Genomic DNA, 15,226 nt, shown 5'->3' on the forward strand with positions numbered 1-15,226 from the left:
AACCGATTTATTTTGTAGTTTGCATTGGAGGCTATTCGCTAATATGCCCCTAAGTTGACGCTAGGTTGACCACATTGCGGTCAGACCCCTTCAGCAACAGTGTGGCTTTTAGGGAGGGATTCTAAATAATTCAGCAGAAAACTACTGAATTGCCAAAAAGAACTAATGCCAAAAACAGAACAGCCTAGTCAATGCTAAACTAAGAAATTAACAACCTTCAAGAATTAGCAACGCATTTTAAAATTTTCCTCATAAAATCAGTATCCGTATATTCATCAGATGTATCTTTGGGGTTTCCCTCATAGTTTAATAATTCTAAATTTTTTAGTTCCATTTCTTTTTGCTGGCTTGCTAAATATTTATTTTCAATCCAGTTTCCTATAACTATCTCACAATTACTCTCAGATTCAATAACAATATTGTTTTCATTATCATGGTTAATGATTTTTTCATTAATTATATTATCAATGGTTTGAATAATTTTCTCATTGCTCTTATAAAACCAAATACAAGAGACTTTGCCTATCTTATATTTAGTATTTTTTATTGTAAAAATACGATAAAGATATGCTCCATTCAGTAGCTCAGTAATTGTAGTTAGAAGATTATTTATCTTTTCTAAAAGACTGTTAGTATGAAAAATTTCAAACTCAGAGTCTATGATTGCAGTTCTGAATTTAAAAAGAGTTTTTTTAATACTCTGTATTTTATCAACATTACTTCTTGAAAGATTATTATGCATATTATTTATAACACTTTCATAATTATTAATATTTTTTAAATAATACTCATAATCAAACATCATATAAATTCCTCCAGAAAATATTTGTAATGAATCACAATACAGTAATAGTTTGAGAAGAACAGAAAAACTATTGCTGTATAAATACAGTTCTCCCCCTTAGATGCTGGTTTGTTATTATATTCCCTCATCTAGGGGAAAGTACTGTATTTGGCTTATTTAAAAGCCTAGCAATAGTTTTTCTTATTTATATATTTCTTTACCCAAAGGATTACTTAACAGTAGCCTTTTTCAGGTTTGACCATGGGCTGAAGACTTTCTTTCCGTCTTCGGATGTTCTGTTGAATGCATGCATTCCAACTACCCATGTTCCCTTTGGTACGTTCTTGAATGTTGCTGTTACTGTACCTTCCTTGAGGTTCAGTTTCTTGTGAGCACCATAGTTGTATGGACGTGTCTCACCGTTTTCTTTCTTGGAGGATGTTCCAAGAACTACATCGTAACCAGTTGCGTTTGCAGCTGCTTTGTATGTTACTTTGATAGTAGATCCGCTTACTGTTACGTTTGTGATAACTGGAGCGTCCGGTGTGATTGCGGATACAACGAATGGATATGCGCTAGACCAGTCGCTGAATACTTTCTTACCGTTTGCGTCACGTTTCCAAGCGTGGCAGTATGCGTAGTAGGTTCCCTGCTGTACATATTTGAATGTAGTAGAAGTCTGAACCTGATTCTTGCTGATAGAATCATAGTTCTTGTTTGTGATGCAGTCACGGTCTGTAGAGATTACATAGTCGTAACCTGCAGCACCTTCTGTATCACCGGAAAGGATAGCAGTTGCTTTGTTGCCAACAACTTTAACGCTGCTGATCATTGGAGCACCTGGTTTTTCTGTCGGATCTGTCACTACAGCAGAAACAGTCTTAGAGCCTGTATAGTTCTTGTTACCTTTTGTTGCAGTTACAGTAACTTTATTTGCAGCAGCATCCTTTGTCACTGTATATTCATCAGCAGCAACTTCTACTTTTCCGCATTTAACAGTAACTTTGTCACCATTTACAGTAACGTCTGCATTTGTAAGGTCAAATTTGTCAATTCCCCATGAAAGATTTACTAATGTATTGTTTTGTTTTTTATAACCATTTTTAGGTTTAACTGTAACAAGAAGAGTTTGTTTTTCTGTTGCGTTGATCACATCCTTGTTTACAGATACATCTAAATCATAATCTGTACCTTCTACAAGTGTTCTGCCTTTTACAACAATTTTTACAGATGGTTTAACTGGAAGACCTGCTGCATATGTTCCGTTGGAAACAGAAACGCATTTGTCAGTAATCTCTTCCTGATTAATCTTGATTAACTGCATCTTGAATACATTTGTAATCTTGTTTCCAGCAGCATCTGTATAAATACCATCTTTTACATCGATACCTTCAGTTGTATTGGCAGTAGTCAGATTTCCACCAAATTTTCCTTTTGCAACTGCAAGTACGGCAGCATACTGACCATTGAGACCTTTTTTGCCATATACATTATCAACATACTTGATTTCGTAATCTCTACCTTCTTTTAATGCTTTTCCGTCATAAGATAAGATAGTTTTTGCATATGTATGTTCAGTACCATCATAATTGAAAGAAGGAGATGATACTGGGAATCCGTCTCCGTCAACAAATTTGAATGTTGCTTTGGAAGGATCAAGCATTTCACCACTGATCTGGAATGTTAATGTTTTTGTTCCAGTAAAGTTTTTATTCTTTGGTGTTAAAGTTACAGTTCCTTCACCAACTTCTTTATTTTCCCCATATGTTAAAGTAAAGTTGCTTTCAACATCAATCTTATCTCCATTTAAAGTAAGATCAATCTTATCTGCCGGAATTTCAAGAGTATAACCTTTATAATGCTGAGTACCGATTACACCATTTAATTTAGCTGCATCAGCAGACTGGATAGTGTATGTGATACTTGCAGTTCCTTCATAATCTTTACCAGAAACAGCAGTGATTGTTAAAGTTGCAGTTCCAGCATTCACATTATTAGTGTATTTAGTAGTATAGTTAGCCGGATCAATAGTATGTCCACCAATTACAACGTCAAAATCAGGTTTAACTGCCTGTCCATTGTATGTGAAAGAAGTTTCTTTCAGTTTAATATACTCAGATTTTAAAGTAGCATTAGAAATTTTTGAAGTTGCTATCATTTCTGTGGTGCCAGATTTAAATGTAAAGTTACTATTAGATTTAACTTTAACAGTTGCTTTAACAGATGATTTTGTAGCATCTACCCAATCATAATCTACAGTGTAGTCTTTTCCTTCTGTTAAAGTTAATACTTTATTTGTATTTGGAACTTTAGCTGTTACAACAACACCCATTGCTGCTTTATAATCTTCTGGTTTTGCGCCATTGATCTTTTCAACATATTTGCTTGCTGTTACATCTGAAACAGGTGTCTTGTTGATTGTAAAAGTATAATTTTTAATACTGTTTGCATAACTGTCTTTTCCAATTAAGAACATATTTGCAGTACCAGCATTTGTGTTATTTGCATATGTGATTTCATAATCAGTAGCATTTAATGGAGTATTCCCGATTGTCGGAACACCAATTTCATCAGTTGTAAATGTAACTGGTTCTCCAGTATAATATTTTTTTACAGTAGAATCTGGAATTCTATTATTATTATCTTCTTTTGGCGTTCCATTTAATTTAAATACAGCCTGCTTAATATCTGATGTAAAAATAGCTAATTCAGCAGTTGTATTACCTGTCAGTTTGTTACTAGATGTTGTTGCCTTAGGTGTGATTGTTACAGTATATGTTCCTTTAGAAACAGCATTATTTGGTATATCAATATCTACGTAACCATATAAATCATCCAATGGTTTTTTAGTGTCTTTATCGTAAAAATGATAATTTCCCTGAGCAGGTGCTGCCTTACTACCTGTTGCCTTAATTGGATCAATTGTAACTGCAACTGTGCTTAAGTCACGTGCTACAACTTCCGGAACATTTGTGGACTGAATTTTAGCATCCGTAGCAGTAGTATCAATTGTATAGTTTTTATTTCCATTTTCTGGAGTGGCAAGTTCAATCTCTCCACTTCTTGTGACATTTACATAGCCGTTTTTATCAACTTTAAGATAATCGGATAAGTCAATTGTTTTGGTAGCCTTATCAACTAATGTAATGTCTTCTTTTTTGATTTTCACATCACCATTTGTACTGCCATCAAATTTAAAGGATGTATTCTTTAATGTAGCAACCATTTCATCAGCAATCATACTTTTAGTATTTAATGATTTAGCTATGATTTCATAAGTAGCTGTAATAGAGCCCTTATATGCAGGTGACTTAGGTGTTAATGTAACTGTGATCTTTTTACCAGTTACGTTAACAAAATCAGTGTTTTCATCATAACCTAAGTTATAATCGCTAATATCATTTAATTCTTGCGGTAATGCTGCGCCAGAAACCTTTGCAGTAGGAGTGATTGTGTTTTCTGGATTCTGAATACTGCCATTATACACAACATTAGAAGCTGTTGCTTCAACAATATCTGCTGTGTTTTTCGCATTTACAGTAATTTCATCGGAAGTATCACTCCATACAATTTCTCCAGTTGTTTTGTTTTGTGCATATACATATAATGCAACTTTTTTTCCAACCATCCAAGATTTAATATTTTTTTGGCAATTCTTAGGTTGTCCTGCTGTAAGTGATGCAGGACTGCCAGCAACCACTCCATCAATTTTCCAATCTGCCTTTAAGTCAACAGTGCTTGGATCAATGATTCCATTATCAGTTACTGTAACTGATGTAGTTAAGTTTTTATTATCCCATACAACTGCGTTACCTGTTATATCTTTGCCGTCATACTGCATAGGTGTTAAAGTCATACTGTATTCGTTTCTATTAGAAACCTCAGCAACAGCAACATCTGTAGTATCATCCGCAACAGGTGCTGCTGCTTCTTCATCAGCAGTAAATGCTTCTGTAGCCGGAGCTTCTGTAGCAACTGGTGTTTCAGGACCATCGCTGAACTCAGCAGCCCATACCGGCACATTAGAAGTAGCAAGCATTGCAACAACAAGTGACATACTTAATGTCTTTTTTGCCATGCCCTTCTTTGTGTTTTTAATCTTTGTCATGATTATAGTTCCCCTTTGGGTGATGGACAGGTTGATTTTGGAGAAAATTTCGTATGGGGAATTGATTTCAGATTTGAGGAATATCCGGATATTATGATTTATAAGTGGATAATTGTTGATAATCATAGTAAAAACAGACAGTTATTGCAAATAAATCTGATGTTGTATTGAAAAATTCTTCTGGTTTTACGCTGATTGTAGCAAGCAAGTAACGATACATAATGAGACTCATAAAATATAAAATGCTCAGGGGATCTGTCTGAAAAATTGACGGTGTCGGATCAGCGAAAATAGATTTCAATGATTGTATCTATATTTTCTCTATTAGCACAATAAATCGGAACCCGGTTCTGTTTCTGGCGAATGACAAGCTGAGAAATCAGTAACAATTGCATATTTTCAATAAAAGGGGAAGAATAAAATAACTCCTGCCATATAAAACAGGAGCTATTCTATATAAGACTGCAATTGTGGGAATTCTTTACAGTTATCTCTTATGTAGTTTCTTTTAAAGGCGGCAAATGCAGATTCCCGACGGAGCAGTGCCTTTAGTTTTCGCTGTATATATCTGGAATCAGGATTTTTTCTATATGCTTCAAGATTGTCATATAGAAGGTTCATTTCCTTTGTTAGTTCATTGTAGCGCATTGCACTTTTATATGTCCGCATACCAGTGTTGAGAAGATTGAAGGATTCGTAAATGAGCAGAGCAGTTCTTACTGCCATGGAATTATGCTCATCTTTGGCTGAAATTTCAGTTTTTCCATCTTTTAATTTAAACGTCATCATAAGCTCTGGATCATTTTTACAACAGTCTATAATTCCGTCATCATACTTTTTCTGATTTTTTATTCCATTGCAGTGACTGCATGACCAAAACAAATTATTCCAGTCAAATTTTCGTTCAGGGTATTTTCCGTTTTTATGAGGCAAAAGGTGTTCTACCTGAGGATCCTGAAGATTTTTCAGTTCGCAAATGTAGCACTTATCGTGAAAATCTTTTCTCAACCGGGATACAACATCTGGCTGTTCATAGCTTCCGGAAACTTTTTTTGCTTCTGATTCCAAAGAGTCAGGAGCGGGAAAAGAACGTTCTATTTTTACCATCAGATATCCTCCCGTTGTGCCAGTTCTTCTTTTAATTGTTGATATTCTGTGGTGATGTCAAGAGCCAGGTAATCAGGGATTTCATCCAAAAACATTTCCAACTCTGCAATTTTTTCAAAGTCATCATCAGTAAGCTTCGGCTTCTGAACAAGGGTTTTATATTGCTGAAATTTATTTTTTAATGTATCGGATAAGGTATCAACCTGGAAATAACCTTTTACAATTCCATCATATGGTACATCTGACAATCCATTCTCAACAACGATATGATTCTCAAGATCGTAAATTACTACATTATCCAGGCTGTTAAGCACAAACGGAGAATGTGTTGAGACGATAAACTGAATATTTGGAAACAGGCAGGTTAGGATATGCATGATCTGTTTCTGCAGTTCAAGATGAAGATGCGTTTCGATCTCATCTATAAGTACAATTCCGGGAAGGTCAAATTCAAAAATACGTCCTTTTTTCTTGACCATACGAATCATGAGATCCAGAACAATATCCATGATGGCTGAAAATCCACTGGACATACAGTTGAAATCATAAGGTTCTTTTCCACTCTGGCAGATCATAAAGGAAAACGTATCTTCATTAAAATCTAATTTCAACGTAGTATCCTCAAATATTTGTTGCAAAAGCTTTTCAAACTGGATAAACCAATTATTTATAGAATCTGCTTTCGTGTTATTTGATTTTGCTCTTGCCAATGCTTCTGTCACTTTTAGATCTGCAAGATATTTAACAAACAAGTTTCTGGGAGCATCGTTTAGATCATAGGCATCATTTAGAGAAACTTTTTCTATATGTTCAGGTACTTCAGCCTGAAAGTTTCTGTCACATTTATAGTAAGCTAATAAAAAACTTCCATCGGCATATAGTTCTTTTAAATTTATGTCTGTCTCATTATTAAATGACAGTTTAACAGATGGATCCAGCATATTGAAATATGTTGAAAGACGTTTTGCTGAATCCAAAGTATAAGGATCCATCTCTTTTGTTTTTTCTAAATTTAAATCTGATACTTGGAATTTCATTTTCAGATAAGCGGCAATGGCATCTAATACACTTGTTTTACCACTTCCGTTTTTGCCGGTAAAAATCAGGTGTCGGGAAATAGTATCAGATAAATTGATAGTGATATCTTTTAAATGGCGTACTTTTTTAATTTCCAGTTTTGTAACAAATAATTTTTCCATATTTCTTTTTCTCCTGGAGCATTACAGATTAACATGAGTTCATTATAACAAATAACAGGAAGAGTTACTAGAAAAAACTATTGACAAATTAAGACAATCGCTGGATAGATTTTGATAATGTGTGGTACAATTCATTTAATTATCTTCGCAGCAACTGTAGATATACATACAGGGGATGGCAGTATAATTACCCAAATGGATTATTTCACTTTAGCTGTTTCAAGATTGGACCATGGGCTGAATACTTTCTTGTTATCAATGGATGTTCTGTTGAATGCATGCATTCCAACTATCCTAACACACAGGGATTACCAGTTGCAAATAAAATTTTTAATTGAACTTATTTAAGTAATATAATATAAATAAGTTTGAGGTGATGAATATGGAATATAATTTTTCAGAGGATCTGAAGTCTATACGAGAGATTCTGGGATTTTCTCAAAGTGAACTTGCAGAAAAAATCGGAGTAGAGCAGGTGACGATCTCAAGAACCGAGCTGAAAAAAACAGAACCATCGGCAAGGCTTTTGGAAGCAGTATATTCGTTTGCATTTGATAAAAACATAAAGATAAACAAATTAAAGGAAATGTTCTGGAGAGATGATTTAGGTGCAAATGAAAAATTGCTTTTTCATGGCGCTAAAACTGAAATTGACGGAGAGATTGATATTCATAAGGGAAGAAAAAATAATGATTTTGGGCAGGGATTTTATACAGGAGAAAGTTATGAGCAGGCAATATCATTTGTTTCAGGGTTTGGTAATTCTTCCGTATATTATATCAGATTTGATGACAGAGATCTGAAATGCAAGAGATATGAAGTAAATCAGGAATGGATGATGACGACTGCTTACTATAGGGGAACATTGGATGAGTATAAGGATCATCCGGCAGTAAAGGCACTTATAGAACAGTCACGGAACTGTGATTACATAATTGCTCCAATTGCAGATAACCGTATGTTTCAAATCATTAATTCATTTATTGCCGGAGACCTTACAGATAAACAGTGTAAACATTGTCTTGCTGCCACAAATCTTGGGATGCAGTATATTTTTCTGACTGAAAAGGCTGTATCCCAGATAAAATTAACAGAACGATGCTATATATCAAATAATGAAAGGGAATACTATAAAAATATAAGACTTGAAGAGTCAAAACTGGGTGATGACAAAGTTAAATTAGCTAAAAGGCAATATAGAGGGCAGGGAAGATATATTGATGAGATTCTGTCATAAAGGGGTGACCAATATATGAAAAGGATGAATAAGGATGGAGTGCTTTTATGTGAACTTCAGGCAACAGCATTTGAAAAGTCAATTGATAAAATGGAGTCAAGTTCAGAGATTTTTATCAGGCGATTTATGAGGAGTCGAATAGCTAAAAGGCTTGATGATGGATCAGTACTGGAAAGTAATATCCAGGCAGAGGATATCCTGCAGCTGGTTAATGAAGAATATGGGTTTTCTAATTATGGTTCTGTGAAATATACCCGTAACGAAATGTATTGGATTGGATATATTTACAGGTATTTTGTAATAACCTACGAATTAACTTCTATGCAAGTCTATAAGATCGTAAAGCCAAAGGAACTGAAAGGGCTGTTTTTGCCATATCATACAATGGATCCATCTCAGGCTATTGAGCGAATATTGGAAGCAAAAGGCCTGTTTACCGATGAAAAAATGGAATTGGAACGTCAGTATGAAATATTCAAAAGAATACGAAATAAAAAAATATAAGGGACTATCGGAAATTGTAACATACCTCTTTTCCTTCTAACTAAGATTAGATCTTATTAGATTGGTACGTTATAATTATAGTTTATCACAACACTTCCACCCACCGGTCTATATATCCTTTGCAGGACGCACAGCCATACCTTTCGGGCTGTCATCAGGAAATTCTTCAATTACACTTGTAAGCAGTGTAAGCTTAATTGTATTAATTATTTCTTTACATTCGTCCTTACTTTTGGGGACGTCATAATCCGGTTGAGTAACTGCAATAGATTCCATAATATCTTCAAAATAACTGTTATGACAATAATCAGATAAAACTTTATATAAATTATATAAAGAGGTCTCATCTTCAGGAATTTCAAAAATCTGAGATAATTCTCGAAAATTATTTCTATAAAGCGTCATTCGGTTTCCGCCAAGATTTTTTAAGACCTGTTGAGGATTATCATCTGTTGTATTAATCGATTCATAACAACCCAAGTCAACATATTTGCCCAGATAGTCTGCATAAATTTCTGGAACTGTAGAATGCTTTTTGTTAAGTGCCTTAAAAACAATAGTACTCTCTAAAGTATTTCTTAAAATAAGTAGTATATATCTAGGATGCTCTTGGAGGTTTAAATCATCAATAAAATCCATATCCTCTATAAAGTTTTTTAAAAAACCTGATTTAAAAAGCTTTTCATGCATATCTATAGTGGAACTTGTACACAATTGTTCATAAATTGTAAATAAGATATCATTTAATTTTTTGCAATCACTATTTTGGCACATTTTTTAATCCTCCTCTATCTTTTAACAAAGAACCTCCAATTATATTAATTGGAGGTTCTTTGTTTTAGGAATCTGTATTAATTACCCAAATGGATTATTTAACAGTAGCCTTTTTCAGGTTTGACCATGGGCTGAAGACTTTCTTTCCATCTTCGGATGTTCTGTTGAATGCATGCATTCCAACTACCCATGTTCCCTTTGGTACATTTTTGAATGTTGCTGTTACTGTACCTTCTTTGAGGTTCAGCTTCTTGTGATTTCCATAGTGGTATGGACGTGTCTCACCGTTTTCTTTCTTGGAATCTGTTCCAAGTACTACATCGTAACCAGTTGCGTTTGCAGCTGCTTTGTATGTTACTTTGATAGTAGATCCGCTTACTGTTACGTTTGTGATAACTGGAGCGTCCGGTGTGATTGCGGATACAACGAATGGATATGCATTAGACCAGTCGCTGAATACTTTCTTACCGTTCTCATCACGTTTCCAAGCGTGGCAGTATGCGTAGTAAGTTCCCTGCTGTACATATTTGAATGTAGTAGAGGTCTGAACCTGATTCTTGTTTACGGAATCATAATCTTTGTTTGTGATGCAGTCACGGTCTGTAGAGATTACATAGTCGTAACCTGCAGCACCTTCGGAATCACCGGAAAGGATAGCAGTTGCCTTGTTTCCAACAACTTTAACGCTAGTGATCATTGGAGCATCTGGTTTTTCATTTTCAGCTTTACCTTCTGCCTGTACAGTCTTTGAACCAGTATAGTTCTTAGATGTAGATTTGGCAGCTACTGTATAAGTATCATCACTATTCTTTGTAACTGTATATTCAGATACTGGAACTTTGATAGTACCATTAATTACAGTTGCTACACCATCTTTAACAGTAACATCACAATTAGCAATTGTCTGTTTGTCAATACCCCATTTATCCAGATCACTTGCATTAATTGTACCAGATGTTTTGTATCCATTAAGTCCAACAACAGAAACCGTATATTTCTTACCGGAAGTTACTTCTGTATGACTATCATATACTAATTTGTAATCCTTACCTTCTTCAAGAGTCTTTCCACCAAACTGAACGATTACTTCTGGTTTAACTGGAAGACCACCTGCATAGACACCATTTCTAACGGTAACATTTGTCTTATCAAATGTAAGAGAACCAATTGTAAAATCTGTCTTAGCTGCAACACCTGTAACTTTTGTATCATTTACATAATCTTTAACAGTATCTGCACCTGCAAAATTGCTACTATCTTTAGTTACAACAATAATAGAACCATTTCCAGCAGTATCACCGTAAATATTATTTACGTATCTGATCTCATAATCGTCTGCTGTAACTAAATCTGCATAAGTGCCTGTTGGAGCAAATTTTACAGAAGCAAATTCTTTTGCTGTTCCATCATATTTGAATACATTGTTAAGATTACTGATTACTTTTCCGTATTTGTCATATACAGTAATGGTACCTGTTAATGCGGCTTTTTTGATATCAAATGTTCCGGTTGTAGAAGTACCATTAAAGTTCTTGTTATTTCTCAGTTTAGAAATTGTAACACTACCAACGCCCTTACCAGCATTGACATTTGTACCATATGCAGTTACTTCAAACTGGGAAGAAACGGGATTATCGTTTAAAGTAACTGTCAGATTTCCGTTAACTCCGTTAGAAGTTCCAAAGTCTGGACGAACCTGTTTTCCGCCTTTGTATTCTGCACCAGATACAACAATTTTTACATCTTCGATATTAGCCGGTGTAATCTCAAATTTTGCCTTTGCTTCACATCCCTGATATTTTCCGCGTCCTTCAATCTTAAGTGTAGCAGTACCTACATCTACACCTTCATCTACGGCTTTAACAACATAATCTGTACCTTTTTCCAGTTCTAATGTACCAACCATAACTTTGAAGTCAGGAGTGATCTTTCCACCGGTATATACATAAGAAGTTTTATTCATAACAATGTTGCTGTCATTTAATAAGCCAGATACCAGTTCTGTTCCTTTTTCAGATGTAACAACATCTTTTTTCTTTCCTAATGTTCCAACAAAGTTCGGATTAGTAATGGTAACTGTTGCGTAAATCTTATGTCCCGGAGTATTTGAACCAGCTTTCTTTCCGTTCATAAATTTATAATTTACAGTATAGTCGGAACTTGTAAGAGTTGCAATAGTGGTTTTTCTGTCATTGCTCTTAGCAATTACAGTAACCGGCAATTCATATTCAGATGCTTTAGTAAAGCTCTTATCAAGAACGACTTTTTCCTGAAGAGTTACATCAGCACTAGTAATTGTCAGTGGTGTAATTGTATAGTAAAGGTTAAATGTCTGATCTTTTAACGGAGAGCCTTCTTTATTAACTTTGATTGTTGCATAATGTTTGTTTCCTGCGTTAGTTACATCTGCGCTATATCCTGTAATTTCCCACTCGCCACTCTGAAGTACTTCTGATGCAGGTGATGTACTAGTACCGTTATTCACAGTTGTTTTGTAAGAAACTGTAAGTTTTCCAAAGTCTGTAGAAACCGGTTTAATCTCTTTTCCTGTATATTCTTTTGAAACTGCTTTTTCTGCACTAACAGAACTAATTGTAATCACAGAAGTTTTAAAGCTGACAGATTTAACGCTTCCTTTTGTATTATTACCTTTGGCATAAACATCAGCAATAAAAGTTCCTGTAGTCGGAAGAGTATCTGTACCTTTGTATGTTTTACCCTTATCGTCAGTAATAACGAGTTCATAATCAACGTTGTTTCTTAAATTTAACAGAGTATCACCTTTATGGAAAATAGGTGTAATATCCTGTACTTCAGTACCACCAGTTACAGTTGGAACAGTAACTTTGCAATCTGCTAAATCTAACTGTACAATTTCAAATGCACCAGTAATATGTAAATCTGGTACTTTTGACTCAGTAAAGTTTGTTAATTTACTCTTGTCTAAAGTGATTGTGATGTTTTTCTTTCCAACTAAATAGTTGTTAGCTCCACCAGTATTGTCTGTTGTGGCATCTTCAATTGCATAAGATAAATCTGCACCACTTAATTTTCCGTTACCTGTTACCAGTGCTGGATCTTCAGATGCGTTAGATTCTGCAACAGTGATTTTTGAAATTTCAGGCTGAATCGGGTTACCTGTATATGTATATTTTACATCTTTTTCATATGTGGCAACCATATCATCCTTAACATAATCTCTTGTTACAATGTTGATTTTTCTTGTAGTTGTACCTACATATGGATTGTTTTTAACATCATCTCGAGCACTTACTGCAACAATTAAAGTATCTCCGGCATTTTTTGCTTTCTGCTCAGTAGTAACTTTAAAATATTTTTCAAAATCAACAGGACTTACAGCATATGTTCCATATAAACTTAATACTCCAAATTTGATATTTTTTCCATCTAAGGAAAATTCTTTGCCATTGTATCCAAGCTTATCACCGATAGCAGTATTTGATTTATCTATTAAAGTAAATGTAGCCTCTTCGATGGACTGTGCTTCTACTGCAACCTGACCAACAACAACATCATAGTCGTAATTATATGTTGCATCATTTCTCCAGATATGAAGTTCTAATGTTTTTCCAGCATAATCAGGAGCAACATTTGCTATATTAGCAGCTGATACAGATGTAGCAGCTGTTGTATCTGAAATTACATTTTCAGATGTACCAGCGATTCTCCATCCCCAATGGAATGAGTTTACTGCAGCTGGATTTTTTTCACATACTAAGTTTCCTGTAACATTTACAGACTGTCCCCAAATTACTGATTTTGGCATTTTCACACCACTGACATCAATATCGGAGTTGCTGATTGTAGTATCCTCTGTTGCAGCAACTGCTGTATTGTCTTCTACAACTGGAGTTTCTGCTGTTTCATCAGCAAATGTTTCAACAGCCGGAGTTTCTGTAGCTACTGCAGGATCTGTTCCATCGCTGAATTCAGCAGCCCAAACCGGCACATTAGAGGTTGCCAGCATTGCAACGACGAGAGACATACTTAAGGTTTTCTTAGCCATGCCTTTCTTCGTATTCTTAATCTTTGTCATGATTATAGTTCCCCTTTGGGTGGTGGACAGGTTGATTTTTGATTGAAAAGCACATTTTCTGATTAGAAATTTATGCACAACCCTGAAAAAATAGTTATTTATAACTGCCTTTTTTACGCATCATAGCGGTATTTTTATAGTTATATGATCATTTACAGATGACAGAATGAGAAAAAAGAACAAATCAAACAATCAGACTCTGTACTTTTCAGATTTTTAATAATTTTTATAGTTCCTTTCGTGGAAACAAGGTAATAATTATGCTATATTGATAACAGAAATAAATCAACGGGAGGTGCTGGATACGACGGAAAAAAATAAGATCAAACCGGATACCATACTGAAGAACTTCTGGAGAGACAACAGACATTTTGCGGATCTGTTCAATGCAGTATTTTTTAACGGGGAACAGGTGCTGAAGCCGCAGGATCTTACAGAAGCAGATACGGATGTTTCCTCCATGCTGAAATTTAACGGTCATGCAGAAACAGTACAGAAGATTCTGGATGTTGTAAAAAAGACGGCATATGGTGTGGATTTTGTACTCTGGGGACTGGAAAATCAGGCAAAGATCCATTATGCGATGCCACTGCGACATATGGTTGGAGATGCGTTCTCTTACATGAAAGAATATGATGAGATCGCAGCAGTAAATAAGAAAAACGGGGATTTCCATTCAGCGGATGAATTCCTGTCAGGTTTTAAGAAGACCGACCGGCTGCATCCGGTAATTAGTCTGTGTGTATACTATGGAGAAAATGAATGGGATGGCCCGTCTTCCCTGAAGGATATGCTGGAGATTCCCGAAAAGATAGAACCACTGGTATCTGATTACCGTATGAACCTGGTACAGGTAAGATCAAGTGGAGAGCTGTGTTTCAGCGATCCGGATGTGAATATGGTGTTTGACGTGAGCCGCCTGATCTATGCCAGGGATTATACGAAGATCAAAGAAGTCTACAGTGACCATGATATCCCGGCAGATCTGGGCGTTGTGATAGGTGCTATTACAGAATCACAGAAGCTGATCGATCATGCTTTGGAATTGGAGCAGAGAGGAGGGCAGATCAATATGTGTAATGCATTGGAAGAGTTAAGGCAGGAAGGTGTCGAAGAAGGTCGTCAGGAAGGCAGATTAGAAGGTCGACAGGAGGGCCGTCAAGAAGGCAGATGGGAAGGTATCCTTGAAGGCATTCGTGCGACTGTAAGGACTTGCAGGAATTTTAATATCAGTGAGACAGATACAGTCAGAAACATCATGAATGAATTTTCTCTATCACAAGAAGAAGCTGTCAATTATGTAAAAAAATACTGGTAAATGGAAAACTCTATCAGGAAGAGCCTTTGGTCCATATGGTCCGGGGCTCTTTACTTATATCAGAGTAAAATATAATACACTATTTTCAAGATTTCGGTATCTAAATGGATTTTAAAATGAAATGATTTATAACTGTAT

Annotated in this window: 9 protein-coding genes and 1 pseudogene; 4 read left to right on the top strand and 6 right to left on the bottom strand. The window is 35.3% G+C overall.

The genetic code is table 11. The annotated features are described in order from the left end of the window. Positions 1-217: 217 nt before the first annotated feature. From I4V44_RS13030 to I4V44_RS13045, 4 genes are all read right to left on the bottom strand, one after another. The gene (locus I4V44_RS13030; protein WP_195284809.1) at positions 218-805 is read right to left on the bottom strand and encodes a hypothetical protein; all 588 of its coding nucleotides are present in this window, start codon (positions 803-805) and stop codon (positions 218-220) included. Between the two features lie 208 nt (positions 806-1,013). Then, positions 1,014-4,892 (bottom strand): hypothetical protein, encoded by a 3,879-nt coding sequence (locus I4V44_RS13035; RefSeq protein ID WP_196002818.1) that lies wholly within the window; start codon positions 4,890-4,892, stop codon positions 1,014-1,016. A 447-nt stretch (positions 4,893-5,339) separates the two neighbouring features. After that, on the bottom strand, positions 5,340-5,999 hold the full coding sequence (locus I4V44_RS17630) for a hypothetical protein (RefSeq protein ID WP_196002819.1): 660 nt from the start codon (positions 5,997-5,999) through the stop codon (positions 5,340-5,342). Next, positions 5,999-7,198, bottom strand: coding sequence for an AAA family ATPase (locus I4V44_RS13045; protein WP_196002820.1), 1,200 nt, complete (start codon positions 7,196-7,198; stop codon positions 5,999-6,001). The genes I4V44_RS17630 and I4V44_RS13045 overlap by 1 nt, the downstream gene beginning before the upstream one ends. Positions 7,199-7,580: 382 nt before the next feature. On the opposite strand from I4V44_RS13045, the pseudogene I4V44_RS18575 reads away from it, so the two are divergent. From I4V44_RS18575 to I4V44_RS13055, 3 genes and pseudogenes are all read left to right on the top strand, one after another. Then, a pseudogene (locus I4V44_RS18575) lies at positions 7,581-7,721 on the top strand (helix-turn-helix transcriptional regulator); the annotation flags it as partial. A gap of 3 nt (positions 7,722-7,724) precedes the next feature. Then, entirely contained in the window at positions 7,725-8,435 is a 711-nt protein-coding gene (locus I4V44_RS13050) for a DUF3990 domain-containing protein (protein WP_330610637.1), read from the top strand. A gap of 15 nt (positions 8,436-8,450) precedes the next feature. Further along, complete coding sequence (locus tag I4V44_RS13055; protein ID WP_055059010.1) at positions 8,451-8,939, top strand: hypothetical protein; 489 nt, start codon at positions 8,451-8,453, stop codon at positions 8,937-8,939. 108 nt (positions 8,940-9,047) lie between these two features. Here the strand turns inward: I4V44_RS13055 and I4V44_RS13060 are convergent, their stop codons facing one another. Both I4V44_RS13060 and I4V44_RS13065 read right to left on the bottom strand, forming a co-directional pair. Then, positions 9,048-9,713: a hypothetical protein gene (locus tag I4V44_RS13060; RefSeq protein ID WP_196002822.1), complete on the bottom strand. Its 666-nt coding sequence runs from the start codon at positions 9,711-9,713 to the stop codon at positions 9,048-9,050. Between the two features lie 94 nt (positions 9,714-9,807). After that, complete coding sequence (locus I4V44_RS13065; protein WP_196002823.1) at positions 9,808-13,770, bottom strand: hypothetical protein; 3,963 nt, start codon at positions 13,768-13,770, stop codon at positions 9,808-9,810. 268 nt (positions 13,771-14,038) lie between these two features. Here I4V44_RS13065 and I4V44_RS13070 point away from each other — a divergent pair, with 268 nt between their 5' ends. Continuing rightward, the gene (locus I4V44_RS13070) at positions 14,039-15,088 is read left to right on the top strand and encodes an Rpn family recombination-promoting nuclease/putative transposase (protein WP_207744257.1); all 1,050 of its coding nucleotides are present in this window, start codon (positions 14,039-14,041) and stop codon (positions 15,086-15,088) included. Positions 15,089-15,226: the final 138 nt, after the last annotated feature.

The sequence above is a fragment of the Blautia sp. 1001283B150304_161114_C9 genome (genome assembly GCF_015668165.1).
GTDB classification, from domain to species: domain Bacteria; phylum Bacillota; class Clostridia; order Lachnospirales; family Lachnospiraceae; genus Blautia_A; species Blautia_A wexlerae.

Coding starts and splice junctions, on each gene's coding strand:
- I4V44_RS13065 (WP_196002823.1), bottom strand. CDS start 13,770: ATGACAAAGATTAAGAATACGAAGAAAGGCATGGCTAAGAAAACCTTA.
- I4V44_RS13045 (WP_196002820.1), bottom strand. CDS start 7,198: ATGGAAAAATTATTTGTTACAAAACTGGAAATTAAAAAAGTACGCCAT.
- I4V44_RS13055 (WP_055059010.1), top strand. CDS start 8,451: ATGAAAAGGATGAATAAGGATGGAGTGCTTTTATGTGAACTTCAGGCA.
- I4V44_RS13035 (WP_196002818.1), bottom strand. CDS start 4,892: ATGACAAAGATTAAAAACACAAAGAAGGGCATGGCAAAAAAGACATTA.
- I4V44_RS17630 (WP_196002819.1), bottom strand. CDS start 5,999: ATGGTAAAAATAGAACGTTCTTTTCCCGCTCCTGACTCTTTGGAATCA.
- I4V44_RS13030 (WP_195284809.1), bottom strand. CDS start 805: ATGATGTTTGATTATGAGTATTATTTAAAAAATATTAATAATTATGAA.
- I4V44_RS13060 (WP_196002822.1), bottom strand. CDS start 9,713: ATGTGCCAAAATAGTGATTGCAAAAAATTAAATGATATCTTATTTACA.